Origin of the sequence: Salipiger bermudensis HTCC2601, from assembly GCF_000153725.1 — a bacterium.
In the GTDB taxonomy this organism is placed as follows: Bacteria; Pseudomonadota; Alphaproteobacteria; order Rhodobacterales; family Rhodobacteraceae; genus Salipiger; species Salipiger bermudensis.
Map to the genome: position 1 here is coordinate 309,663 of NZ_DS022277.1, position 25,089 is coordinate 334,751.

Consider the following 25,089-nt stretch of genomic DNA (forward strand, 5'->3'; position numbering starts at 1 on the left):
CCTTCGCCAGCAGGGCGGCGCACCGCATCCCGGCCTCCGCCAAGGTCGCCGGGATGCGCCTTACCTTACGCGCGCGCGCAGCTTGTCGGTGCAGAGCTCCATGAGCAGCACGATGGCAAAGATCACAAGGATGATCATCGAGGCGTTGCGGTACTGGAAGAGATCGAAGGCCACCTTCAGCTCCTGCCCGATGCCGCCGGCACCGACGAGCCCGAGCACCACCGACGAGCGCACCGCCTTTTCCAGCGCAAAGAGCGAGGAGTTGATCAGCGACGGCATGATGTCTGGCAGCACGCCGCCAACCAGAACCGAGGCACGGTTGGCGCCGATGGCCCGCAGCGCCTCCTGCGGCTCGCGCTCGGCATCCTCCATCGCCTCGGCGAAGAACCGGCCGCAGAAGCCGATGGTGTCGACCATGATGGTCATCGTGCCCGCGACCGCGCCAAGGCCCACCGTCGCCACGAAGAGCAGTGCCCAGACGAGGTCCGGGATGGTACGCAGCAGCGAGACGAAGGCCTTCACGAGGAACGCGCCGCGCCCGAGCGGCGACAGCCCCCGCGCCGAGAGCCACGCGATCGGCAGGCTGAGCACGATGCCGATGGCCGCCCCGGCAAGCGCGATCTGGAAGGTCTCGAGGATGCGCAGCGCGATCCGCGCGAGGAAATCCGCCTCGGTATTGGGCGGCAGCATCCGGCCCACGAGACGCAGCATCCCCGGCACACCATCAGCCAGTTGCCCCAGCGAGGGCGCGACGTTGTTCATCGACACCAGAACCAGCGCGCCGACGGTTACCAGCGCGGCGAAAGAGGCGGGCGACAGCCCGCCCATGCGGTCCGGGGTCGGCAGGGGGCGGGGATCAGCCATGGAAGGTCTCGTTCAGATCGGATTGCGAGACCCGGCCGCTCGGCTTGTCGAACAGCACGCGTCCCTGTTTCAGCGCAACCACGCGGGTGGCGTAGTCCAGCGCGTGTTTCATGTCGTGCGAGGTGAACAGCAGCGTGATCCCCTGCCCACCGCAGAGGCTCTGGAACAGGTCCATCACGTTGCGCCCCGACACCGGGTCGAGGCTCGCCGCGGGCTCGTCGGCGATCAGCAGCCGGGGTCGGCGCACGAGCGCGCGGGCGATGGCGACACGCTGCTGCTGCCCGCCAGAGAGCGCGTCGGCACGCATCATCGCCTTGTCGGCCAGGTTCACCGCGTCCAGCGCCTCGAGCGCGCGCTGGCGCCACGGCTCGGGCGCGATGCTGTGCGAGAAGGCGCGCCAGCTGCCCGGAGCGCCGAACAGCCCGTGGATGACGTTCGACAGGACCGTGCGGCGCCGCACGAGGCAGTGTTTCTGGAACACGAAACCGGTCTGCTGGCGCAGGTGCTGGCGCTCGGCACGGCTGCCGCCGCCCTGCATCTGCGCCCCAAGGCAATCGAGCTCACCGCCGCTGATCGGGTGCAGGCCGATCAGGCATTTCAGAAGCGTGGACTTGCCGCAGCCGTTGGAGCCGATCAGCGCGATGCGTTCGCCCGGCTGGATCTGCAGATCGACGCCGCGCAGGATCATGCTGCGACGGTCATAGGATTTGGTCAGGCCGCGCGCGGTGATCACCGGCGCCACCGCGAGCTGCGCCGTCTCGGGCGGGGCAGTCTGGAGATCGAGCATGAGGGCCTCCGAAAGGATGCCGGGCCGCAGCGGCCCGGCACCGTCCGATCCGGGGATCAGTTGCCGACGAAGGACGAGGTGTCGACGCCGATGGTCTGGTACATCGAGCGCACGTAGTCGTAATCGCCGTCCTTGACTTCGCTGAGGAAGAAGCCGCCCTTGTACTTCTGGTTGTCGTCGCCCTGCAGGACCGCCTGCATCAGCGTCTCGCCGTTCTCGACGAACGCCGCCTTCACCGCGGCGACGGCCTCGGCATCCGCATCGGCGCGCGCCACGAGGATGTCGTTCGGCAGGTCGCGGCCACGGGCAATCACGGTGAAGGACTGCTCGGGGAAGGCCTCGCGGATGCTCGCAAGGTGGCCCTCGTTCATGCCGACGGCGGCGACATCACCGCGGATCAGCGCCTCGACGGCGACATTGCGCGAAATGATCTGCGGCATGTAGTCGGTGTTGTAGGCGAGGCCGAAATCCGACAGCACCTGCGCCGGTCCGAGGTGTTGGGAGGTCGAGCCGACCGACCCGAAGGTCACGGTCTTGCCCTTCAGGTCCTGCACCGTCTTTACGGGGCCCTCGCTCAGCGCGACGATCTGCGCATAGTAGTTCGGGCGCTGCCAGGCGGTGACGATCTGCGCGTCGGTCAGCTCCTTGATCACCGCGTACTCGGCGGGGCCGGTCAGCACCAGGTCGACCTGGCCCTGGTTCAGCGCCTCGACGGCGGCCGTACGCGAACTTACCGCGAAGAGCTCGATCTCTTCGCCGGAGATCTCTTCGAGCGCGGTTTCGAACGCGGCGAATTCCTGTTGCAGGGCTTCCAGCCCTTCGATGTCGGTCACCGCGAATTTCAGCGGATCGGCAAGGACGGGAGCGGCGACGGTGAGCGCGAGGGCAGCGGTCGCGGCGAGGAGAGAACGGATCATGCTGTGGTCTCCGAAGAAATGGGTTGCTGTGTACACAGGAGTGTCACAGTTAGGGGTCATAGGGGGTTCCGTTGACAGTTTCGTGACGACCGGAGCAAAGCGAAGAATGACCGAGAATTGGACGATCACCGGCGGAGAGGTGCTGGCAGGCGGAGGACTGACCCAAGGGGCTCTGCACCTTGCCGGAGGTCAGATTACCGAGGCAGCGGCGCCTGAGGCACGCCGCTTCGATGCCACCGGCGCATGGGTGCTGCCGGGGATCGTCGACCTGCATGGCGACGGGTTCGAGGCGATCGTGCAGCCGCGCGCCGGCGTGCACTTTCCCTATCCGCTCGCCTTTGCCGAAGCCGACCGGCAGATGCTCTCGAACGGCATCACCACCGCGTTTCACGCGCTGACCGTGTCGTGGGAACCGGGGCTGCGCAGCATCGAGGTCGCGCGCGAGCTGGTCGCAGCCCTCGAGGCGGCCACGCCGGGGCTGCGCTGTGACACCCACCTCAACATCCGCTGGGAGACCTTCGCAGTCGATCATGTCGAGGAGGTGCTGGGCTGGCTCGCGCGCCGACCGGGCGACATCCTGTCGATCAACGACCACACCACCGCGAACCGGAGCCTCGAGGCGGGCTCGAGCAAGGTCAAGCGCATGGCCGCGCGCATGGGGATAAGCCCGGAAGAGACCAAGCGCATGATCGACGACGTCTGGGCGCGACGCGACGAGGTGCCGGGCGCCACGGCGCAGATCTGCGCCGGCGCCACCGCGTGCGGCGCTCCGATCCTGTCGCACGACCAGTGCAGCGCCGGGGACTGGGCCGAGGGCAACCGGCTCGGGATCACGGTGTCGGAATTCCCCATGACCGAAGACGCAGCCGCCGCCGCGCGCGCCGCCAGCGAGCCGGTGATCCTCGGGGCGCCCAACGCGCTGCGCGGGCTGAGCCACAACGGCGCGCTCTGCGCCACCGCCGCGATCGGCGCCGGACTCTGCGACGTGCTGGCCTCGGATTACTACTACCCGGCGCCGCTGCACGCCGCGTTGCGGCTCTGGCAGACCGGCGTGCTGCCGCTGGCCGACGCGTGGGCGCTGGTCTCGACAAACCCGGCGCGGGCAGCCAAGCTGCATGACCGGGGCAAGATCGCGCCCGGGAAGCGCGCCGATCTGCTGGTACTCGACCCCGAGAGCCGCGAGGTCCGCGCCGTGTTCGTGAATGGGAGAAAAGTGCTCGACCGTGTCTGACATCTCGCCCGAGAACCCGATCCCCGGCGCGCATCCGGAGCTCGCGGCGCTGGCGACGCGGCCCTACGCGCCGAAATCCCTTCGCGCGATCTGGTTGCAGATCTATGACCGGCTGGCGGACGCCATCGAGCGCGGCCTCGTGGCGCCCGGCGCGAAGCTGCCCGGGGAGGTGCATCTCGCCGACCTCTTCGGAGTGAGCCGGATCACCGTGCGCCGCGCCCTCGCCCTGCACCAGAGCGAGGGCAAGCTGCAGGCTCGCAAGGGGGTCGGGATCTTCGTTCGGCAGAAGCCGCGCTACTTCGAGATCCGCAACGACATGACCTTCGCCGACTCCCTCGTCGCCGATGGCGGCGAGATCTCCACCCGCACCTTGCTGCTCGAGCGCGGCCCGGCCAGCGCCGAGGCGGCACGGCTTTTCGGTCTGTCTCCCGGCGATCCGGTGCTGAAGCTGCATCGCCTTCGGATGCTCGACGGCGCGCCGATCTATGTCTCGCGCAAGGAGTTCCCGCTGGCGCGGTTTCCCCGCTTCGAGGCGGATTACGCGGAAAGCGCATCGGTCGTCGCGGTCTATCGTGCCACGGGGATCGCGCATTACCGCCGCGCCGAGACCCGGGTGCGCGGCGGGCTCGCCAGCCGAGAAGAGGCCGAGATCCTCGGCCTCACCCCGAAGACACCGGTACAGCACGTCACGTCGATCAACCGCGATCCCGACGGCGCCGCAATCGAACTCAACCGCGGCTGCTGGCCGATGAGCAGCGTCGAGCTGGTCTTTACCAGCGACGGCTGAGGGCGTCCTGTCGGATCCTGCGCATGAAAAAGGGCGGCCCGCCGGGCCGCCCTTCCGCTGTCACGAGAGCGTCGCGCTTACCAGGAGGTCAGCACGGTGCCGTGGTACTTCTCGTCGATGAACGCCTTGATCTCGGGGCTGTGATAAGCGTCGATCAGCGGCTGGACCCAGGGCTGCTCCTCGTCCCCTTCGCGCACCACGATGATGTTCACGTAAGGATTGTCGGCGCTTTCCATCGCGATCGAGTCTTCCTTCGGGTTCAGACCAGAAGCGATGGCGTAGTTGGTGTTGATCAGCGCCGCGTCGAGATCGGCCAGCGACCGCGGCAGTTGCGCCGCGTCGAGTTCACGGAAGCGGATGTCCTTGGGGTTCTCGACGATGTCGAGCACGGTCGGCACGAGGCCGGTGCCCTCGGCGAGCGTGATCAGTCCGAGGCTTTGCAGCACCAGCAGCGCGCGGCCACCGTTGGTCGGATCGTTCGGGATGCCCATGGAGCCGCCCTCGGGGAAGGCCTCCATGTCGGTGATGCTGTCGGAATACACGCCCATCGGGGTGGTGATGGTGGTCGCCACCGGCACCAGCGCGAAGCCGCGGTCGTTGACCTGATTGTCGAGATAGGGCTCGTGCTGGAACGAGTTGGCCTCGATGTCGCCATCGGCCAGCGCCTGGTTCGGCACCACGTAATCCGAGAACTCGACCACGTCGATGTTCAGGCCCATGGGCTCGGCGATCTTGGCCACCTCTTCCATGATCTCGGCATGCTCGCCAGGCGAGACGCCGACCTTGATGTCCTCGGCAGAGGCGGTGCCGGCAATGAGCGCCAGCGCGGAGACGACGGGGATCAGTCGCTTCATGGGAATTTCCTTCCTTGGTGCATTCTTCTGATGCTTGATTTCGGGATCAGCGGCCGCGATTGCGCGGCGCGCGCTTGTCGACCAGTCTGGCCAGCCCCTCGCCGAGGGACTGCACTTGCTGGACCAGCACGATGAGGATGACGACCACCGCCAGCATGACCTCGGGCATAAAGCGCTGGTAACCGTAGCGGATGCCGAGATCGCCGAGCCCTTCGCCGCCCACGGCGCCGACCATGGCGGAATAGCCGATCAGGCTGACCACGGCGAGGGTCAGGCCCAGAGTGATGCCGGGCAGCGCCTCGGGGATCAGGACCTTGCGGATGATCTGCAGCGGGGTGGCGCCCATGGCGCGGGCGGCCTCGATCAGGCCGCTGTCGACCTCGCGGATGGCGTTTTCCACCAGACGCGCAATGAAGGGCACGGCGGCGATGGTCAGCGGCACGATGGCGGCGGTGGTGCCGATGGAGGTGCCGGCAATCAGTCGCGTGAACGGGATGATCGCCACCACGAGGATGATGAACGGCACCGAGCGGGTGGCGTTGACCACCAGCCCCAGCACCTTGTTCACCGCCGGCGACGACAGCAGCTCGCCACGCTGCGACACGGCGAGGTAGACGCCGATGGGCAGGCCGAAAATCGTGCCGAGCGCGCCGGAGATCGCCACCATGTAGAGCGTCTGCAGCGTTGCTTCGAGCAGCATGTTGATCAGGTTAGCCGACATAGCCCAGCACCTCCGTGAGCAGCTCGTGACGTTCCAGATAGGCGCGCGCCTCGGCGCCGCGCCCGGCCTCGACCGAGACCAGCAGGTTGCCGAACGGGTGCGGGCCGATCTCCTCGATGGCGCCGGCGAGGATGTTGACGGCGATGCCGAGCTCCGAGGTGAGCATGGCCAGCATCGGGTCGGTGGCGTGGCGCCCGGCAAAGGTGATGCGGATCACCTCCTGAGCGGCGCCTTGCGGGCGCTCGGGCTGCAGCCGGTCGGCGATGAAGCTCGGCAGGGTGACGCCGGTGATGCCCGACAGGAACGAGCGCGTCGTGGAATGCTTGGGGTCGGCGAAGACGTCGTAGGTGGTGCCCTGCTCGACGATGCGGCCGCCGTCGATCACCGCCACGTGGCTGGCGATGTCGCGCACGACGGCCATTTCGTGGGTGATCAGCAGGATGGTGAGGCCGAGATCGCGGTTGATGTCGGCCAGCAGCTTGAGCACCGTCTGCGTGGTCTCGGGATCGAGCGCCGAGGTGGCCTCGTCCGACAGCAGCACCTTGGGCCGCGTCGCGAGCGCCCGGGCGATGCCCACGCGCTGCTTCTGACCGCCCGAAAGCTCTGCCGGGTAGCGCCGGCTCAACTCCTCGAGGCCCACACGCGCGATCAGGTCATCGACCCGCGGCTTGATCTCGGCGCTCGGCACGCCGGCAATCTCGAGCGGCAGCGCGACGTTGCCATAGACCGTGCGCGAGCTCAGCAGGTTGAAGTGCTGGAAGATCATCCCGACATCGCGGCGGATGTGGCGCAGCTTGGCCGCGCTGGCGCGCCCGACATCGTGCCCGGCAACCGTCACGCTGCCTGTGGTCGGCTGTTCCAGCCCGTTGACCATGCGCAAGAGCGTTGACTTGCCGGCGCCCGAGCGCCCGATGATTCCAGTGATCGTCCCGGCCGGCACGTCGAGGCTCACGTCCTCGAGCGCCATGACCTGGCCCGAGCCCTTCTTTTCAAAGGACTTTCCAAGGGCCGCGAAGCTGATCGCGGCGCCCGTTGTCTGTTTCTCGGCCATCCGAGCCTCTCGCTAGCGTCCGGCCTCCTCCCGCGGCGCGATAGACCGGATTAGCCGGACGGACGCAAGGGTCTGTCTGCGCAAAACCGTTGTCCGCGGGGCAGCAGTCTCGACCGACAGGCGACGCCCGTCAGGGGACGAGTCGGGCGGCGCGGCGGCTACCGGGCGTTGTTGCGGAGCAGGTCGCGATAGCGCTCGAGGCTGCCCTCGAGATGCGCCTTCATCGCCTGTTCCGCCGCGTCGGCATCGCCGAGAATGATGGCATCGATGATGCGGTCATGCTCGCTGACAAGCTGCGGGTTCGGCACGTAGGCGCGCGGCGGCCCGCGCCGCGGCTCGAGCTCGACCCGGGGCACCAGCCCCGGCCGGATCAGCGAGAGGAACTCGGGAAAGCGCTTGTTCTGCGAGGCCTCGGCGATGGCGTAGTGAAAGGCGAAATCCGCCTCCCGGGTCGAGGTGCCGGTCTCGAAGCACTTGGCCACCTCGCCCTGCGCCTTGACGATTTTGTCGATCTGCGCGCCCGAGCGCCGGGTCGCGGCCAGCGCGGCGGAGCGGATCTCGAAGGCGGACCGCAATTCGAAAAGCTCGATCACGCCCGACAGCCGCTCGGTGTCGAGATCGGAGAACGGACGCTGTTTCGCCTTCGACGGGTCGAGCACGTAGACCCCCGAGCCCTTGCGCGCCTCGATCAGCCCCTCCGAGCGCAGCTGCGCGAATACCTCGCGCACCACGGTGCGGCTGACGGAATGCCGGCGCGTGAGCTCCGATTCGCTGGGCAGACGGTCGCCCGGCGCGAAATCGCCCTTGCCGATGGAATCCCGCAGCTCGTCGGCGATCACCGCGACACGGGTGCGGGCGGGAAGCGGCTCTGCGATCGGGGCCGCCATGTCGGCTGAACCTGTCTTGGACACGCGGCACGGCCCTTCTTTCTGTTACACAGATCTGAAAACTACCGGAAAGCGCGGCCCGCCGTCCAGCCCCATGCCCGGTGGAATTCGCCCTATGCATGCGAAATCCCGTATTGACCGCGCCAAATAATCTGTAATACAACTTGTCATACAGAATTGAAGACCCGCAACCGCCCCGGCGCTTGCGGCACGGGAGGACCAACACGTGATCATCACCGACGTCACCGCGCGGGTGTTCCGGCACAAGACGCGACGCCATTCCGACAGCGCCGGCCATGCCCATCCGGGCCCCGAGCACGAGGTGCATCAGGGCATCCTGACGATCCGCACCGAGGACGGCCACGAGGGCCACAGCTTTGCCCCGCCGGAGGTGATGCGCCCGCATGTGCTCGACAAATACGTCCGCAAGGTGCTCATCGGTCAGGATCACCGCGACCGCGAGCGGCTGTGGCAGGATCTGGCCCACTGGCAACGCGGCTCGGCGGCGCAGCTGACCGACCGCACGCTGGCGGTGGTCGATTGCGCGCTCTGGGATCTGGCCGGTCGCACGCTGGACCAGCCGGTCTACAAGCTGATCGGCGGCTATCGCGACAAGGTGCTGGCCTACGGTTCGACCATGTGTGGCGACGAGATCGAGGGCGGGCTGGCCACGCCGGAGGATTACGGCCGCTTTGCCGAAAAGCTCGTGGCGCGAGGCTACAAGGGCATCAAGCTGCACACCTGGATGCCGCCGGTGAGCTGGTCGCCAGATGTGAAGATGGACCTCAAAGCCTGCGCCGCGGTGCGCGAGGCGGTGGGGCCGGATATCCGCCTGATGATCGACGCCTTCCACTGGTATTCGCGCACCGACGCACTCGAGTTGGGCCGCGGGCTGGAAAAGCTCGGCTTCGACTGGATCGAAGAGCCGATGGACGAGCAATCGATGTCGTCCTACAAGTGGCTCGCCGACCAGCTCGACATTCCGGTGCTCGGGCCCGAAAGCGCCGCCGGCAAGCACTGGCAGCGCGCCGAATGGGTCAAGGCCGGGGCCTGCGACATCCTGCGCACCGGCGTCAACGACGTGGGTGGCATCACCCCCGCGCTCAAGACCCTGCACATGGCCGAAGCCTTTGGCATGAATTGCGAGGTCCACGGCAACACCGCCATGAACCTTCACGTGGTCGCCGCGGTGCGCAATTGCCGCTGGTACGAGCGCGGCCTGCTGCACCCGTTCCTCGAATACGACGAGGGGTTCGACTACCTGAAATCGCTGTCCGATCCGATGGATGCGGACGGCTATGTCCACCTGCCCGACCGTCCCGGTCTGGGCGAGGACATCGATTTCGACCACATCGAGAACAACCGCGTTGCCTGAGGCCGCGCGCACCGGGATGTCACGAAACCTGAGGGAGGAGACATGAGACATCTGCTTGCAAGCGCCGCGGTGGCGGTGCTGATGGCCGGGGCCAGCCCCGTGCTGGCCGAAACGCCCGAGGATCAGCTGATCGTGGCGTTCAACATGAACAACGTCCTGACCATGGACCCGGCGGCCATCACGGGAGGCGAGGCCGTCCAGATACTGAACAACGTCTACGACGCGCTGGTCCAGCTCAACCCCGAGACCCGCGTGCTCGAGCCGCGGCTGGCGGAGAGCTGGGAGATCTCCGACGACAACATGACCGTGACCTTCACCCTGCGCGACGACGCCGTCTTCGCCTCGGGCAATCCTGTCACCGCGCACGACGTGGAATACAGCCTCAAGCGGCTGCTGGCGCTGAACCTCGCGCAGGCCTCGGCGCTGAAATCGCGCGGCTTCATCACCGAGGACATCGACACCTACTTCGTCGCCGAGGACGACAAGACCTTCGTCCTCACCCTGCCGCAGCAGGACGACCCCAAGCTGATCATGATGAATCTCGCCGAGGCCGGGCGCGGCTCGATCCTCGACAGCGAGGTGGTCAAGCAGCACGAGCAGAACGGCGACTGGGGCCAAGCCTGGCTTACCAACAACGCCGCGGGCTCCGGCGCCTTCGAGCTGACCCGCTGGCAGGCCAACGAATACGTCATCCTGACCCGCAACGAGCAGTTCTGGGAAGACGCCCCAGCGATGACGCGCGTATTGATGCGCCACCTCCCCGAAAGCCAGTCGCAACGGCTGGGGCTCGAGCAGGGCGACATCGACGTGGGCTTCTCGCTCGCCGCGCCGGACCTGAAGGCGCTTGAGGCCAACGAGGACATCACTGTCGAGACCGTGCCCTCGGCCGGGTTCTACTACCTCGCCGCGTCGATGAAGGACGAGAAATACGCCGACCCCAAGGTGCGCGAGGCGCTGCGGCACCTGATCGACTATGATGGCATCAACGGCGCGATCATGCCCTTCTTCGGCGTCAAGAAGCAGCGCCCGATCAACTCCGGTGCCTTTGGCCTGCTGCCCGACCCGGGCTATGCGCTTGATGTCGAGAAGGCCAAGGCATTGCTCGCCGAGGCGGGTTATCCCGACGGGTTCGACACCTCGATCCGGGTGATCTCGACCCAGCAGTTCCTCGACAGCGCCACCGCGATCCAGGGCACGCTGGCGCAGGCCGGGATCAACGCCGAGATCATCACCGGCGATGGCGGGCAGATCTACGGTGCGATGCGCGAACGCAATTTCGAGCTGCTCGTCGGGCGCGGCGGTGGCGGCCAGCAGCCGCATCCGGACAGCAACCTGCGGGCGCTGATCTACAACCCCGACAACTCGGACGAGGCGGGGCTGACCAACTACCAGGGCTGGCGCACCTCGTTCTACGACGAGGGCCTGAACCAGCAGATCGAGGCGGCGCTTGTCGAGGGCGATGGCGACCGGCAGATCGAGCTCTACGAGGAGATCCAGCAGACCATCGACAAGGTCGTGCCGTCGATCCAGCCGTTCTCCGAGCGCGTGGTCACCGCCGCCTATCAGGACGGTATCGAGGGCATCGTGGTCGACCCGTGGGTGACCCGCTTCGAGGACGTGACAAAGACCCCCTGACGTCGGCACCTCGCTGACGCTGAAAGGCGCGGGCCAGTCCCGCGCCTTTCGTTTTGCCATGTTCGGGTTGCGGCTTCCGGTCTGCCCGAAGCTCAAAGCTGGCGGGACAGGAACGCCACCGCCTCGTCAAGCGTCTCTGACGGGCAGGTATGCGCATGATCGTGAAAACCGGTATCTGGCGGCGGACCGCCCGCGGCGGCAACAATGGCTGAAAGCGTGTCCCACGCCCGCGCCACGCTGTCCTCCGGCATGTGCCGATCGCCCCGCCCGGAGCGATAGAACTGCGGCTTGGCCCCGCAAAGCCCTGCGAGGTCGGGGAAATCCGCGTGATGAGCCAGGCCGGGATGCAGCATCCAGAAGGCCGACTGCCCGCGCAGGAGCGGCGCGCCGGGCCGCATGAGGTCGGCCCTGCAGGCCATCCACGACAGGCTCGCATGCGCCTTGACCGCGCCGCAGAGCGCCGCCACCTGCCAGGCCCGGAAGCCACCCCACGAGAACCCGAAGGCGCCGATCCGGGCGGCATCGATGCCGGGCTGCCGTGCCAGCCAGAGCGCCGCCTGAACGTCCTCGGCCGCGACAAGGCCCGCGAGCGACCAGCCGAGACCCATGGCATTGGCCGCCAGCGCCTGCTGTGCCTCGGCCCCGCCCTGCCAGCGCCGGCCCCAGCCCGGCGCGTCGAGGCAGAGCACCGCGAAGCCGGCCTCGAGAAACGCCTGCGCCGGGGCGCGCCCCTCGTAAAGGCGCGCACGGGTGTCCTGCGAGGCAGGCAGGTCGAGCATCTTTTCCCAGCCGCAATCGAAGCTGCCGCCATGCTCGTGCAGCAGCAGGACGGCTGGATGCGGACCCGGCTCCGAGGGGCGCAGGAACACCCCCTCGGCCTGCGCCCCGGTGGCGTAGTCGAGCGTCACGCCTTCCCCGTCGCACCGCCCCTCGACGGGCGCGTCGCACTCAGGCAGTTCGGCGCGCCACAGCGTGCCCAGCCGTTCGGCCCAGACGCGAAACGGCCCTCTCGCGGCGGCGAAGGCCAGGGACATCGGCAGATCCAGCCGCCGGCGCTCGAGGAACGCCGGCAGCGAGGGTGGCTCAGATCGCGCGTTCATATTCGAGGCTCGCGTCGATGAGCTGCTTGGCATAGGGCTGCGTCGCCCCGCCACCGGTAATCGCGTCGCGGTCGAGCACCTCGACGATGCGCCCGTGCTGCATGATCGCGAAGCGGTCGCACATGTGATCGACCACCGCGAGGTCGTGGCTCACCATGAGGTAGGTGAAGCCCTTCTCCTGTTGCAGCCGCACCAGCAGGTTCAGCACCTCCGCCTGCACCGAGACATCGAGCGCCGAGGTCGGCTCGTCGAGGAACAGCACGTCCGGTTCAAGGATCAGCGCGCGGGCGATAGCTACGCGCTGGCGCTGGCCGCCCGAAAGCTGGTGCGGGTAGCGGTCGAGGAACTCGACCGGCAGGCCCACGTCGCGCATCGCCTGCGCCAGACGCGCCTCGCGGTCGTCGAAGCCGTTGATCCGCAGGCCCTCGTCCAGCGCGGTGCGGATCGAGTGGCGCGGGTGCAGCGAGCCGTAGGGATCCTGGAACACCATCTGCACCGTGCGGCAGCGCTCGGCCACCGGCATCTTGCGCACGTCGTGCTCTCCGATACGCACCGTGCCGTCCCAGATATCGGTCAGCATCGAGGCGCATCGCAGGATGGTCGATTTGCCGGAGCCGGATTCCCCCACGAGGCCGAAGCACTCGCCTGCGGTCACGTCGAAGCTGACATCGTGCAGCACCCGGATCGGACCAAAGCTGATGGAGAGCCTGTCGATGATGATCGGTTTCATGCCTGCGCCTCCAGAGGTTCGAGCCAACTGTCCTGCCGCGCCAGCACCGGCAGCGGCTCGCGGGTGCCGCCGATGCGCGGCTGCGCCGCGAGCAGGCCGCGCGAATAAGGGTGCTGCGCGTTGTCGAGATCGCGCGCGTCGAGCGCCTCGACCACGCGGCCCGCATACATGATCAGCACCCGGTCGCAGAACGCCCGCACGAGATTGAGGTCGTGGCTGATCATGATCAGCCCGATGCCCTTGTCGCGCACCAGCCCGTCGAGGATGCGCAGCACCTGCAAGCGCACCGTCACGTCGAGCGCCGAGGTCGGCTCGTCGGCGATCACGAGGTCGGGGTCGGTCAGCAGCATCATCGCGATCATCACCCGCTGCCCCATGCCGCCCGAGACCTCGTGCGGATAAAGGTCATAGACCCGCTCGGGGTCGCGGATATGCACCTGCTCGAGCATCGCGATGGCCCGTGCGCGGGCCTCGGATTTCGAGCATCTGACATGGGTGCGGTAGGCCTCGGCGATCTGGTGACCGCAGCGCTGGATCGGGTTCAGCGAGAACTTGGGGTCCTGCAGGATCATCGACATGCGCTTGCCGCGCACGTCGAGCATCTTCCTTTCGGGCGCGTTGAGAAGGTCGACCTCCTCGAACTGCATCCGGTCGGCGGTGATCTCGGCGGTGTCGAGCAGGCGCATGATCGCCCGCCCCACGGTAGATTTTCCCGAGCCGCTTTCGCCGACGATGCCGAGCCGCTCGCGCCCGAGGGTGAAGCTCACATCCCTCACCGCGGGCGCGGGCGCCCCGGCATAGCGGATCGAGAGCCGTTGAATGTCGAGAACCGGGTCCATGAATTACCTCTTGTTCATCTGCTTGGGATCGAGCGCGTCGCGCAGGCCATCACCCAGAAGGTTGAAGGCGAGGCTAACGCAGAGGATCGCGATGCCCGGGAAGGTCACCAGCCACCAGCTATCGATCATGTAGCGCCGCCCGGTGGCGATCATCGCGCCCCATTCCGGCAGCGGCGGTTGCGCGCCGAGGCCGAGAAAGCCGAGCCCTGCTGCGGTGAGGATCACCGTCGCCATGTTGAGCGTCAGGCGGATGGTCACCGAGGGCAGGCACATCGGCACAATGCTCTTCCAGATGATCCGCGCCGAAGACGCCCCCTGTAGCCGCGCCGCCGCGATGTAATCCGCCTGCCGGAAGGTCAGGGTCTCGGCCCGCGCAAGGCGTGCGATCGGCGGCCAGGCGGTCAGCGCAATTGCGATGATCGCGTTGTTGAGGCTCGGCCCGAGCGCCGCCACGAAGGCCAGCGACAGGATCAGCGACGGGAACGACAGGAAGATGTCGGTGATCCGCATCAGCACGGTGTCGACCTTGCCGCCAAAGTAGCCCGCAACGGTGCCGAAGAAGAGGCCCAGCGGCCCCACCACGACGGTCACCAGCGAGATGATGGTCAGTGTGATGCGAGAGCCGTGCACGAGCCGTGAGAAGATGTCCCGGCCAAGCTCGTCGGTGCCGAAGAAATGCGTGCCCGAAGGCGGCTGCAGGGTGGCCTGCAGGTTCTGCGCATACGGGTCGTGCGTGGCGATCAACGGCGCGAAGAGCGCCACGAGGATCAGCAGCGCCAGCACCACGAGTCCGAAGAGCGACGTGGGAGAGCGGGTCAGGAAGGCCACGATGTTGCGGGCCGCGATAAGGCTTTGCGGCATCCGGCGGCGCGGCACGGGGGCGGGTATGTCGCGGGTCATGCTCATCTCGTCCTCGGGTCGAATACGCGGTAAAGAATGTCGGAGAGGATGTTCAGACCGATGAAGATGACGCCCACGATCAGCACGCAGGTCATCACGGCATTCATGTCTCCGATCAGCAGGTTGGAGGTCAGGTACTGGCCGAAGCCCGGCCAGGCGAAGACCGTCTCGATCAGCACCGCCCCCTCGAGCAGCGCGCCATAGGCCAGCGCCACGATGGTCACGAGCTGCACGCGGATGTTGCCGAAGGCGTGGCGCCACACGGTCTGTCGGCGGCTCAGCCCCTTGACCCGCGCGGTGGTCACGTATTCCTGCCCGAGCTGGTCGAGCATGAAGCTGCGGGTCATGCGTGTGATGTAGGCCGAAGAGGAATAGCCCAGCAGCGCCGCCGGCAGGATGATGTGGTTGATGGCGCTGCGGAACACCTCCCATTCCCCGGCCAGCGCGCTGTCGATCAACAGGAAGTTCGTCCGCTCCGGCACCAGCCCGATATAGAACTGGCTCATCCGGCCGGACCCGCCGACCCAGCCGAGATTGGCGTAGAACACCAGCAGCGCGATCATCCCGGTCCAGAAGATCGGCATCGAGTGCCCCATCAGGCTGATCACGCGGATCAACTGGTCGGGCCAGCGGTCCTTGTTGACCGCCGCGATCACCCCGAGCGGCGTGCCGAGGCCGGCGCCGATGAGGATGGCGAAGGTGGCGAGCTCGATGGTGGCCGGCAGCACCCGGGCGATATCCTGCAGCACCGGCTGGCCGGTGCGGATTGAAGTGCCGAAATCCAGCGTCACCACGTCGCGCATGTAAAGCAGGAACTGCTGCCACATGGGCTTGTCGAGCCCGAGCTGACGGTAGACGTTTTCATAGACCTCGCGGGTCGCATCCTCGCCGACGATGGCGCGGACCGGATCGACCGGCATGATGCGCCCGATCACGAAGGTCAGTATCAAGAGGCCGAAGAGGGTCACGAAGATCGAGACTCCCTGTTCGGCAATGCCATTCAGGCGGCGTCTGTCGAGCCGCATGTTCCCCTCCCTCGCCGTCGAATCTGACGGCCTCTTTCAGTCATACACATCTACATAGTTGTTATACAGGTTTGCTTCTGTCAAGGTTTCTTAACATTCGCCGACCCATGATGCGGGAGCGAGACCCTTCGCCACACATCACGGAAGTCGCATGGACAAGGATTTCAACAGATGTCATACTTCAGATCCCTATCCTGTATGAGAAGTGAGCAAGCGAGCCATGGATATGCCAGCCAAGATGCGCCGTTCTGACCGCTCCGAAACCGGCCGCACGCTTGTCGAGACCGTGCGCGAAGCGCTGCGCGACCAGATCAGCGCGGGCCGCTATCCGCCGGGCACGCGCCTCCCGAGCGAAGCGCAGATGACGCAGGAATTCAGCGTCAGCCGCACGGTGATCCGCGAGGCCATCGCCTCACTGCGCGCCGACGGGCTGGTCGAGCCGCGACAGGGCGCAGGGGTCTTCGTGCTCGCGCCCCCTGCCCCGGTGGACTTGCCGTTTCAGAACATCGACTTCGTGCGCATCTCCTCGATGATCGAACTGCTCGAGCTGCGCACCGCGGTCGAGGCCGAGGCGGCAGCGCTGGCGGCACAGCGCCGTTCGCCGGCGCAGGAAGAGAGGATCATCGGGTGCCTGCGCGAAGTCGACCGCGCCGCCGATGCCGGTGAGCTGACCGTCGAGGCCGATTTCGCCCTGCATCTCGCCATCGCCGAGGCCACCAACAACCCACGGTTCGGCGACTTCCTGTCGATGATCGGATCGAACCTGATCCCGCGCAAGGTGCTGACCGAAAGCGATTCCGAGCCGGTTCCGCGCGAGTATCTCGACGTAATCTCGGCGGAACACCACGAGATCGTCAACGCCATCCTCGACGGAGACGAAGACGCCGCCCGCGCCGCCATGCGCCAGCATCTCAAGGGCAGCCAGGCGCGCTATCGGGCCCTGCTGCGGGCAGGCAGTTTCGGCAAGACTTGACGCTCCGCCAGCTGTCATACATATCTGTCATACATGTTGGTAACGGCGATCACGCCGAAGAAAGGATGGATCATGACAGAGCCCCTGAAGACCTTCCCGGTGGTTTCGCCAGACAAGGGCGTGCAGCGCCAGGTTCTGGCGGACGCGCCCGAGCTGATGGTCGTGTCTTTCCGCTTCGAAGAGGGCGCCGAGGGCGCGCTGCACGATCACCCGCATGTGCAGTCGACCTATGTCGAAAGCGGGCGCTTCCGCTTCCACCTCGCAGGCAAAGAGTTCGAGGTCGGCCCGGGCGACAGCTTCGTCATCCCCTCGGGTGCGCGGCACGGCTGCGTCTGCCTCGAAGCCGGCCAGCTCGTCGATTGCTTCACCCCTCGCCGGGACGATTTCCTGTAAGCGCGGCCTCTTGGTCGGGTTCGTCCATCCCCATCAGCTGCCCGTCGCGCGACAGCGCCACCCGGCGCAGATGCCCGCGCGGGCTCAGCCCCATGATGCGCTTGAAGCAGCGTGAAAAATAATACGGATCGGAATAGCCGACCTCGGCCCCCGCCGCCCCGACGGTGAGGCCGGATTCCAGCAGATGCGCCGCCCGCTCGATGCGGCAGAATTCCTGGTACTGCTTCGGCGTGCGCCCGATCCGGTCGCGAAAGGCGCGGTGGAAATAGTCGGGGTTGTAGGGCGCGTCCTCGACCACCTGCGCGGCGATCGCCGCCTCGAGCGGTGTGGCGGCAATCCTTGACGCGGCCTTCATCACCGCAAGATCGATGCCCGCGCCGGGATCGACCGGCACCGCTTCCTGCCGCCAGCCGAGAAACGCATCGTCGACGAACGAGAGCAGCATCACCATGAACAGGTGATGCTGCGGAAGCGTGACCGAAGCCGGGGGCGCGCTTTGCCGGTAGTGCCGGATCATCGGGCCGAGCACCTCCCAGCGGGACAGGCGCACCTTCGGGCGCAAGCGCATCTGTCCGATGAGATCCTGCGCCCCGTGCGCCGAGAGGGTGAAATGCTGCGCGACGCCCAGATAGGTCTCGGGTCCCTCGTTCCAGCCCTCAAAGGGCGTGTCGCGCGGCAACAGCATCGCCTCGCCCGCCGACAGCGCCTGCAGGCGCCCTCCGATCCGGTAGTGCCCCCGCCCCTCGAGCGCGATGACAAGATCCTCGACCGGATTTTCCTTTTCGATCCGCCAGGTCGTGGCGTGCTGCATCCGGATCGCCGCACGCGTGAGCGTCAGCGTCAGGGCGCCCGGAGGAAACCGAGCCAGAGCGCCGCCTTCGATTTCATCCATCTTTTCCCCCATGATCGTCAATTTATCTCTCGCTCCCGATCTGTCACTAATTCATCATACAACTGAAGATGGCGCAACGCCGCGGACCGGAGGAGGCCCGTCGCGCCATCGGACGGAGCGCCGCACGCCCGGTGCCATCCGCAGTTCAGGGAGGGAAAATTGACGTTTATCTCAGGAAATCCAGCCTTGTCGCGAGGTGCACCATGACCCGCACACGATCACTCGGGCTGATCTATCTCAGCCCTTACATCCTCGGGCTGATGGCGTTCACCGCGATTCCATTCCTCGCGTCATTCTATCTGAGCTTTACCGGTTACAACCTGATGCAGCCCCCGAAATGGACGGGGCTGGAGAACTATATCGAGCTCTTCACCTCTGACCGAACCTTCCGCCGGTCGCTCTCGGTGACGCTGCTCTACGTGTTCCTGACGGTGCCGCTGAAACTCGCTTTCGCGCTCTTCATCGCCTACATCCTCAACTACAAGCTGCGCTGCATCAACCTCTTTCGCACCGCCTTCTACGTGCCCTCGATCCTCGGCGGCTCGATCGCCATCGCGGTGCTGTGGCGCTACATCTTCGCCACCGAGGGGCTGGTGAACATGGTGCTGGCATGGTTCGGGATCGAGCCGGTCAACTGGTTCGGCGATCCCACCAACGCGCTCTTCACCATCACCCTTCTGCGCTGCTGGCAGTTCGGTTCGGCCATGGTGATCTTCCTCGCCGCGCTTCAGAGCATCGACAAGTCGCTCTACGAGGCCGCCGCCATCGACGGGGCGAGCAAGCTGCGCAGCTTCGTCTTCATCACCATTCCGCTGATCACGCCGGTGATCTTCTTCAACCTGATCATGCAGATGGTCCAGGCCTTCCAGGAGTTCAACGGCCCCTACATCATCACCCAGGGCGGGCCGCTCAAATCCACCTACCTGCTGCCGCTCTACATCTACGACGAGGCCTTCAAGCGCTTCGACATGGGCTATGCCTCGGCCATCGCGTGGGTGCTTTTCCTCATCATCATGGCGCTGACCCTCGTGGCCTTCTGGTCCTCGAAGAAGTGGGTCTTCTATGCCGGCGACAAGCGGAGCTGAGCCGATGTCCGATATCTCACACGCCTCCGATGTCTTCACCGCCGGCGCCGATGCGCTCGCCGAGGCCCGCCGCCACCAGCGCATCCAGCAGCGCCGCGCCCGGATCTCCGCGATCCTGCGCTACGCCGTCCTCCTGGGCGTCGGGCTGGTCATGCTCTACCCGCTGATCTGGCTGGTCGGCGCCTCGTTCAAGACCAATGCCGAGATCTTCGCCAACCCCGGCTTCATCCCGCGCGAGCCCACCACCGAGGGCTACGTGCAGGGCTGGGAGACCTCGACGCCCTACACCTTCGGGCGGTTCTTCTGGAACTCGTTCCTGATCATCCTGCCCAAGACCATCGGCACGGCGATCTCCTGCACCATGGTGGCCTATGGCTTCGCGCGGTTCGACTTCCCGCTCAAGAAGCTGCTGTTCACCAGCGTCATCGCGATCCTGCTGCTGCCCAACGTGGTCACCCGGATCCCGCAATACATCCTCTTCCGCGAGCTCGGCTGGCTCGACAGCTTCCTGCCGCTCTGGGTGCCCTCGGCAATGGCGGGCGACGCGTTCTTCGTCTTCATGCTGGTGCAGTTCCTGCGCGCCATTCCCGACGACATGGAACAGGCCGCCCGCGTCGATGGCTGCAACTCGTGGCAGACGCTGCTCTTCGTGGTCGTCCCGATGCTGGCCCCGGCGCTGATCTCGGTCTGCCTGTTCCAGTTCATGTGGACGATGAACGATTTCCTCGGCCCGCTGATCTATATCAGCTCGGTCGACAAGTACCCGGTGAGCCTCGCTCTGAAGCTCTCCATCGACACCACCGAGGCCTTCGAATGGAACCGCATTCTGGCCATGTCGGTGCTCACCATCACGCCCGCGCTGGCCGTGTTCTTCATGGCACAGAAGTACTTCATCGAGGGCATTTCCGCAGGGGGGATCAAGGGATAATGGCACGGCTTCAACTGAGAAATCTCGAAAAGGTCTATGGCGGTGCCTTCAAGGCGGTGCACGGGATCAACCTCGATGTCGAGGAAGGCGAGTTCATGGTGCTGGTGGGGCCCTCGGGCTGCGCCAAGTCCACCACGCTGCGGATGATCGCCGGGCTCGAGGAGGTAACCGCCGGCGAGATCCGCATCGGTGAGCGCATCGTCAACACGCTCGAGCCGGGCAAGCGCGGCATCGCGATGGTGTTCCAGAACTACGCGCTCTATCCGCATATGAAGGTGCGCACCAACCTCGCCTTCGGGCTGCGCATCGGCGGCGCCTCCAAGGCCGAGGCGGCGAAGGCGGTCGAGGAGGTCGCCAAGATCCTCGAGATAGAGCCGCTGCTGGACCGGCTGCCCAAGCAGCTCTCGGGCGGTCAGGCTCAGCGCGTGGCCCTGGGCCGGGCGCTGATCAAGAAGCCGGACGTGTTCCTCTTCGACGAGCCACTGTCGAACCTCGACGCCAAGCTGCGGGCCTCGATGCGGGTGCGGATCACCGACCTGCACAAGCGCCTCAAGCGCGAGGGCATGGCCAGCACGGTGGTCTACGTCACCCACGACCAGACCGAGGCGATGACCATGGGCGACCGCATCTGCGTGATGAAGGACGGCCATATCATGCAGGTCGCCACCCCCAAGGAGCTCTACGAGCAGCCCGCCAACCTCTTTGTCGCGGGCTTCATCGGCAGCCCCGAGATGAACGTGATCGAGGGTCACGTGGATGGCGGCGCTTTCCGCACCGGCGGGCAGTTGATCCAGCTTGGCGAGGCGCTGACCAGCCGCCTCTCGGCCCGCCCCGAGCGCGCCGCGCTGGGGATCCGCCCGCAGCACCTTACGCTGGCGACCGGCATCAACGGCGCGCTCTCGGCGCAGCTGCGTGGCGTCGAGTTCATGGGGCACGAGGTCTATCTCCACGCCCTGCTCGACGGGCGCGAGGTGACCACCGTGGCCAGCGCCGCCGAGTTCGAGCGCATGGACCGCTCGCTCGATACCATCCGGCTTCTGCCCGAGGCCGCCAACATGCACATCTTCGACCGTGACAGCGGTCGCAATGTCTCCCTGCGCGCGCAGGGCTGACCCTTTGGGAGGAGGACCCCGATGAAACTGCATCTGACAACCGCTCTGGCGCTCACGCTGGCCACGCAGGCCACCGCGGCCGATCTGCGCATGTCGTGGTGGGGCGGCGAGAGCCGCCACGTTGCCACGCAGGAGGCGCTCGAGGTCTGCGGCGAGAAACATGGCCACACAGTCGCGCCGGAATTCACCGGCTTCGACGGCTATCTCGAGAAGCTGACCACCCAGATGGCCGGCAGCACCGAAGCCGATATCGTGCAGGTCAACTGGCCGTGGCTGCCGCTGTTCTCGCAGGATGGCGAGGGCTTCTACGATCTGACCGAGCTGTCGGAGACCATCGACCTGTCGCAATGGTCCGATGATCAGCTCGCCACCGTCACCGTGCAGGGCAAGCTCAACGGCCTGCCGCTGTCGACCACGGGCCGGGTGTTCTTCTTCAACAACACCACGCTCGAAGCGGCTGGCATTCCGGTGCCCTCGACCTGGGAGGAGTTCTTTTCCGCCGCTGCCGCGCTTCGTGAAAGCCAGGGCGAAGGGTACAACCTCTTCAACGCGGTGAAGGAGACCGCGCAGCTTCTGGTGACGCTGGCCGTGGTGCAGAAGACCGGCAAGGATCTGGTCGATCCCGAGACCAACCGCGTCGCCTGGAGCCCCGAGGAGCTTGCCGCAGGCATCGCCTTCTATGGCCGCCTGATCGAGACCGGCGCGGTGCGCAGCCAGCAGCAGGAAGCCGGCGAGGGCAACGTCAATCTCTACGAAAAGCAGGACTGGGCGCAGGGCCGCATCGCCGGCTCCTACGAGTGGGACACGACCTATTTCAAATATGCCGACCCGCTCGACGAGGGCCAGACCATCGACAGCGTCGCCCCGATCCGTTTCGAGGATGCGGTGACCGATGGCGCCTATCGCAAGCCCTCGATGCTGTTCGCGATCTCGCGCAATTCCGACAACCCGGAGGCGGCGGCAGAGATCGTCAACTGCATGCTCACCGAACCCGAGGGCATCGATGCGCTCAAGGACACGCGCGGTCTGCCCGCCTCGAAGGTGGCGGCGGACCGGCTGATCGAGGCCGGCATGATCAAGCCCGAGATCGTCAAGGCGCATGAGATCGCGATGGAGGCCAGCGGACCGGCGATCTCGCCCTTCAATGAGCATCCCGAGCTTCGCGGCGCCTTCATCGACGCGCTCGAGGAGTATTCCTACGGCATGATCGACGAGGTCGAGGCTGCCGAGGTGATCATCGACGCGGCCAACGACGTGCTGAGCGACTTCGACTCCTGAGCCCCCGGCCGCCCCGGCCAGACGCCGGTGCGGCCCCTCTTTCCAGACCAGAGGTCCAACCCATGCCCAGCATCCGACTTGCCGCGCGCTCCGCGCGGTCGGTGGCCCTATGCCTGCCGCAGCCCGGTGCGCGCTACACGCTCTCCCCTGCCATTCCCTGGCAGCTGACGCGCGCCGGCGAGACCGTCGCCCGGGGCGTGGCGGCCCAAGTGGGTCTGGCGTTGCACGACCTCGCGCCCGCCACGCTCTACCATCTCGAGGCGGAGGGCTTCGCGCCCTTCGCTTTCGAGACCGCCGCTTGCGCCGGAATGGTGGACATCCGCGATCACGGCGCCATCGCAGACACGGCAGACACGCCCGAGGCGGCGGCCGAGACGGCCCGCGCCATCGCCGCGGCCATCGCCGCTGTGCCCGAGGGCGGCACGGTGCTGGTGCCGCCGGGGCGCTATGTCGCCGGGCCGGTGGAACTGCGCAGCCGCATGACCCTGCACCTTGCCGAGGGCGCCGTGCTTGCCGCGCCAAGCGCGCGCGAGGGCTGGCCGATCCTGCCTGCCTGGCGGGACGGCAAGATGCTCGGCAGCTGGGAGGGCCTGCCGGAGCCCTGCTTCGCCGCGCCGCTCCACGCCATCGGCGCAAGCGACCTCACGATCTCTGGCCCCGGCACGCTCGACGGTGGCGGTGACCGCGGCGATTGGTGGACCTGGGCCAAGGAGACACGGCAGGGCGCGCGCCGCCCGCGCGGCCTGCATCTCATCGACTGCACCGACACCACGCTGCTGGGCTTCACCATCCGCAACGCGCCATCCTGGACGATCCATCCGCAGGGCTGCCAAAGGCTTACCGCTGCCGCGCTGCGCATCGAGGCGCCGCATGACAGCCCCAACACCGACGGCTTCAATCCCGAGATGTGCGAGGCTGTCGAGATCACCGGCACGCATTTCTCGGTCGGCGACGACTGCATCGCCATCAAGGCCGGCAAGCGCGGCCCCAATGGCGAAAGCGCCCACCTGCGCCCGACCACCGGCATCAGGGTGCAGCATTGCCTGATGGAGCGTGGCCATGGCGGCGTGGTGATCGGCTCGGAGATGTCAGGCGGCGTGCGCGACGTGACGGTGGCGCATTGCGAAATGCGCGGCACGGATCGGGGCCTGCGGATCAAGACCCGCCGCGGCCGTGGCGGCGCGGTCGAGGAGATCCGCTTTCACGACGTCACGATGGAGGGCGTGCAGACCGCCTTCGCCGCCAACGGGCATTATTTCTGCGACCCCGACGGCCACGCGCCCTGGGTCCAGGACCGCGCCCCCGCGCCTGTCGGCACGGGCACGCCGCATGTCGGCAGCATCGCGATCTCCGACGTGCAGATCAGCGGCCTGGCCCACGCGCTTGGCGCCTTTCTTGGCCTGGCAGAAGCCCCCTTCGGGCCGATCACGCTCGAGCGGGTGCGCGTGGTCTCGCATGACCCGGCAGCCCGGCCCGCACCACCGCTGATGGCCGCCGGCATCACCCCGCTCAGGCATGCAGGCCTGCTTGCCGAACAGGCCGAGGTCATCGCCCTCGGCCTCCAGATCCAGCCCGGCGGCCTGACAGCCGCCGACGCCCTCGAAACCGCCAGAGCCCCGGAGCGCCAATGACCCCTTTCTCCTATTTCGACGCCTTCGCCAGCCGCTACGAGCATTACAAGGACGGTCGCTGGTGCTACGAGGATGGCTGCATCTATCGCGGGCTCGTGCTGCTGCACAAAGCGACCGGCGAGGCGCGCTGGCGCGACCACCTGTTGCGGCTGACCGGGCCGCAGATCGCCGCCGACGGCACGTTGCAGGGCTTCGATCCGGACGAGTTCAACATCGACAACATCCTCGCCGGGCGCTGCCTCTTTCACCTCGCCGACGAAACCGGCGACCCGCGGTACATGGCCGCCGCCGACCGGCTGGCCGATCAGCTCGCCGCTCACCCCCGCACCCAAGCCGGCAATTACTGGCACAAGAAGCGCTACCCCGAGCAAGTCTGGCTCGACGGCATCTACATGGGCCTGCCGTTTCAGGTCGAATACGCGCTGCGTCGCGACCGGCCCGAACTGATCGACGACGCCATGGCCCAGCTCGAGCGCGCGCTTGACCTCACCGCGGGGCCGGCGGGGCTTTATATGCATGGCTACGATGCGGTTCGGGCGCAGGGCTGGGCGGACCCGGAGACCGGGCGTTCCGCTGCGGTCTGGGCGCGTGCGGTGGGCTGGCTCGCCATGGCGCTGGTCGATCTGGCCGAGCTCGTCCCCGAGCGCGCTCCTCTCGCCCGCACCAAGGCGCTGCTCGACGCGGTTGTGGCGCAGCAGGCGCCCTCGGGCCTCTGGCCGCAGGTGCTCGACGCCCCCGCGCTGGACGGCAATTACGAGGAAAGCTCGGCCTCTGCGATGTTCGCTTATGCCCTGCTCGGCGCCGCCCGTCTGGGGCTAACGCCCGAGGCTGTGGCGGGACGGCGGGCGTGGGAGGCGCTGGTTTCGACGCGGCTCGAAGAGGCCAAGGGCGTCACCCGGCTGACCCGGATCTGCCACGTGGCGGGGCTTGGAGGGTTCGAGGGCGTCTATCGCGACGGCTCGCCGGGCTATTACACGCGCGAGAAGATCGTCGCCGATGACGCCAAGGGCGTCGGGCCGCTGATGATGGCGGGAGCGGAAGTCGTGCGGGCGGGGCTGGCGGCCGAAACCGCCTGACCCCCGCCGAGCGCCGGC

25 protein-coding genes are annotated in these 25,089 nt (G+C 66.9%); 12 read left to right on the plus strand and 13 right to left on the minus strand.

The features are described 5' to 3' along the window. Positions 1-60 precede the first annotated feature (60 nt). Genes phnE through R2601_RS20535 form a run of 3 tightly spaced genes read right to left on the minus strand, consistent with a single transcriptional unit; the run spans position 61 to position 2,568 of the window. A complete protein-coding gene (gene phnE, locus R2601_RS20525) occupies positions 61-864 on the minus strand; it encodes a phosphonate ABC transporter, permease protein PhnE (RefSeq protein WP_040545613.1) in 804 nt (267 codons plus the stop codon). Beyond that, positions 857-1,651 carry a phosphonate ABC transporter ATP-binding protein gene (locus R2601_RS20530; protein WP_040545614.1) on the minus strand — a complete coding sequence of 265 codons (795 nt, stop codon included), beginning with the start codon at positions 1,649-1,651 and terminating at the stop codon, positions 857-859. The genes phnE and R2601_RS20530 overlap by 8 nt, the downstream gene beginning before the upstream one ends. A 56-nt stretch (positions 1,652-1,707) precedes the next feature. After that, positions 1,708-2,568, minus strand: a complete 861-nt coding sequence (locus R2601_RS20535; RefSeq protein ID WP_040545616.1) for a PhnD/SsuA/transferrin family substrate-binding protein — start codon at positions 2,566-2,568, stop codon at positions 1,708-1,710. A 106-nt stretch (positions 2,569-2,674) separates the two neighbouring features. On the opposite strand from R2601_RS20535, the gene R2601_RS20540 reads away from it, so the two are divergent. Both R2601_RS20540 and phnF read left to right on the plus strand, forming a co-directional pair. Beyond that, positions 2,675-3,799, plus strand: coding sequence for an alpha-D-ribose 1-methylphosphonate 5-triphosphate diphosphatase (locus R2601_RS20540; protein WP_040545618.1), 1,125 nt, complete (start codon positions 2,675-2,677; stop codon positions 3,797-3,799). Continuing rightward, complete coding sequence (gene phnF / locus R2601_RS20545) at positions 3,792-4,586, plus strand: phosphonate metabolism transcriptional regulator PhnF (protein ID WP_040545620.1); 795 nt, start codon at positions 3,792-3,794, stop codon at positions 4,584-4,586. The genes R2601_RS20540 and phnF overlap by 8 nt, the downstream gene beginning before the upstream one ends. 77 nt (positions 4,587-4,663) lie before the next feature. On the opposite strand, the gene R2601_RS20550 is transcribed toward phnF, so the two are convergent. The 4 genes from R2601_RS20550 to R2601_RS20565 form a co-directional block, all read right to left on the minus strand. After that, the gene (locus tag R2601_RS20550; RefSeq protein ID WP_007801950.1) at positions 4,664-5,440 is read right to left on the minus strand and encodes a MetQ/NlpA family ABC transporter substrate-binding protein; all 777 of its coding nucleotides are present in this window, start codon (positions 5,438-5,440) and stop codon (positions 4,664-4,666) included. Positions 5,441-5,486: 46 nt separating this feature from the next. Then, the gene (locus tag R2601_RS20555; RefSeq protein WP_007801955.1) at positions 5,487-6,161 is read right to left on the minus strand and encodes a methionine ABC transporter permease; all 675 of its coding nucleotides are present in this window, start codon (positions 6,159-6,161) and stop codon (positions 5,487-5,489) included. Beyond that, positions 6,151-7,212, minus strand: a complete 1,062-nt coding sequence (locus R2601_RS20560) for a methionine ABC transporter ATP-binding protein (RefSeq protein ID WP_007801957.1) — start codon at positions 7,210-7,212, stop codon at positions 6,151-6,153. The genes R2601_RS20555 and R2601_RS20560 overlap by 11 nt, the downstream gene beginning before the upstream one ends. A gap of 158 nt (positions 7,213-7,370) precedes the next feature. Next, positions 7,371-8,099 carry a FadR/GntR family transcriptional regulator gene (locus R2601_RS20565; protein WP_050768469.1) on the minus strand — a complete coding sequence of 243 codons (729 nt, stop codon included), beginning with the start codon at positions 8,097-8,099 and terminating at the stop codon, positions 7,371-7,373. A 226-nt stretch (positions 8,100-8,325) separates the two neighbouring features. Here R2601_RS20565 and R2601_RS20570 point away from each other — a divergent pair, with 226 nt between their 5' ends. Together R2601_RS20570 and R2601_RS20575 are read left to right on the plus strand one after the other, a co-directional pair. Continuing rightward, positions 8,326-9,474 (plus strand): mandelate racemase family protein, encoded by a 1,149-nt coding sequence (locus R2601_RS20570; protein ID WP_007801965.1) that lies wholly within the window; start codon positions 8,326-8,328, stop codon positions 9,472-9,474. Positions 9,475-9,516: 42 nt separating this feature from the next. Beyond that, positions 9,517-11,109 carry an ABC transporter substrate-binding protein gene (locus R2601_RS20575; protein ID WP_040545626.1) on the plus strand — a complete coding sequence of 531 codons (1,593 nt, stop codon included), beginning with the start codon at positions 9,517-9,519 and terminating at the stop codon, positions 11,107-11,109. Positions 11,110-11,201: 92 nt separating this feature from the next. Here the strand turns inward: R2601_RS20575 and R2601_RS25650 are convergent, their stop codons facing one another. From R2601_RS25650 to R2601_RS20600, 5 genes are read right to left on the minus strand one after another with little or no spacing between them, the layout of a single operon-like run. Then, positions 11,202-12,209: a dienelactone hydrolase family protein gene (locus R2601_RS25650; protein ID WP_050768470.1), complete on the minus strand. Its 1,008-nt coding sequence runs from the start codon at positions 12,207-12,209 to the stop codon at positions 11,202-11,204. Further along, positions 12,193-12,939 carry an ABC transporter ATP-binding protein gene (locus R2601_RS20585; protein ID WP_040545628.1) on the minus strand — a complete coding sequence of 249 codons (747 nt, stop codon included), beginning with the start codon at positions 12,937-12,939 and terminating at the stop codon, positions 12,193-12,195. Before R2601_RS20585 ends, R2601_RS25650 begins: the two co-directional genes overlap by 17 nt. Then, a complete protein-coding gene (locus tag R2601_RS20590; protein ID WP_040545629.1) occupies positions 12,936-13,778 on the minus strand; it encodes an ABC transporter ATP-binding protein in 843 nt (280 codons plus the stop codon). The genes R2601_RS20585 and R2601_RS20590 overlap by 4 nt, the downstream gene beginning before the upstream one ends. Positions 13,779-13,781: 3 nt before the next feature. Next, positions 13,782-14,684 carry an ABC transporter permease gene (locus R2601_RS20595; protein WP_007801981.1) on the minus strand — a complete coding sequence of 301 codons (903 nt, stop codon included), beginning with the start codon at positions 14,682-14,684 and terminating at the stop codon, positions 13,782-13,784. After that, on the minus strand, positions 14,681-15,703 hold the full coding sequence (locus tag R2601_RS20600) for an ABC transporter permease (protein WP_040545630.1): 1,023 nt from the start codon (positions 15,701-15,703) through the stop codon (positions 14,681-14,683). Before R2601_RS20600 ends, R2601_RS20595 begins: the two co-directional genes overlap by 4 nt. 220 nt (positions 15,704-15,923) lie before the next feature. Between R2601_RS20600 and R2601_RS20605 the strand changes: the two genes are divergently transcribed. Both R2601_RS20605 and R2601_RS20610 read left to right on the plus strand, forming a co-directional pair. Continuing rightward, positions 15,924-16,676: a FadR/GntR family transcriptional regulator gene (locus tag R2601_RS20605; protein WP_254656092.1), complete on the plus strand. Its 753-nt coding sequence runs from the start codon at positions 15,924-15,926 to the stop codon at positions 16,674-16,676. A gap of 72 nt (positions 16,677-16,748) precedes the next feature. After that, complete coding sequence (locus R2601_RS20610) at positions 16,749-17,069, plus strand: cupin domain-containing protein (RefSeq protein WP_040545632.1); 321 nt, start codon at positions 16,749-16,751, stop codon at positions 17,067-17,069. Here the strand turns inward: R2601_RS20610 and R2601_RS20615 are convergent. Further along, positions 17,041-17,961, minus strand: coding sequence for a helix-turn-helix transcriptional regulator (locus R2601_RS20615; RefSeq protein WP_040545782.1), 921 nt, complete (start codon positions 17,959-17,961; stop codon positions 17,041-17,043). The two genes, R2601_RS20610 and R2601_RS20615, sit on opposite strands and share 29 nt — an antisense overlap. 203 nt (positions 17,962-18,164) lie before the next feature. Between R2601_RS20615 and R2601_RS20620 the strand changes: the two genes are divergently transcribed. From R2601_RS20620 to R2601_RS20645, 6 genes are all read left to right on the plus strand, one after another. Beyond that, positions 18,165-19,046, plus strand: coding sequence for a carbohydrate ABC transporter permease (locus tag R2601_RS20620; protein ID WP_007802000.1), 882 nt, complete (start codon positions 18,165-18,167; stop codon positions 19,044-19,046). Positions 19,047-19,050: 4 nt separating this feature from the next. Beyond that, a complete protein-coding gene (locus R2601_RS20625; RefSeq protein ID WP_007802005.1) occupies positions 19,051-19,974 on the plus strand; it encodes a carbohydrate ABC transporter permease in 924 nt (307 codons plus the stop codon). Continuing rightward, complete coding sequence (locus R2601_RS20630) at positions 19,974-21,086, plus strand: ABC transporter ATP-binding protein (RefSeq protein ID WP_007802013.1); 1,113 nt, start codon at positions 19,974-19,976, stop codon at positions 21,084-21,086. The genes R2601_RS20625 and R2601_RS20630 overlap by 1 nt, the downstream gene beginning before the upstream one ends. A 21-nt stretch (positions 21,087-21,107) precedes the next feature. After that, complete coding sequence (locus R2601_RS20635; protein ID WP_040545634.1) at positions 21,108-22,364, plus strand: ABC transporter substrate-binding protein; 1,257 nt, start codon at positions 21,108-21,110, stop codon at positions 22,362-22,364. Positions 22,365-22,426: 62 nt separating this feature from the next. After that, a complete protein-coding gene (pglA, locus tag R2601_RS20640; RefSeq protein ID WP_083793986.1) occupies positions 22,427-23,995 on the plus strand; it encodes a polygalacturonase PglA in 1,569 nt (522 codons plus the stop codon). Beyond that, positions 23,992-25,071 carry a glycoside hydrolase family 88/105 protein gene (locus tag R2601_RS20645; protein WP_040545636.1) on the plus strand — a complete coding sequence of 360 codons (1,080 nt, stop codon included), beginning with the start codon at positions 23,992-23,994 and terminating at the stop codon, positions 25,069-25,071. The genes pglA and R2601_RS20645 overlap by 4 nt, the downstream gene beginning before the upstream one ends. The last annotated feature ends 18 nt before the right edge of the window (positions 25,072-25,089 follow it).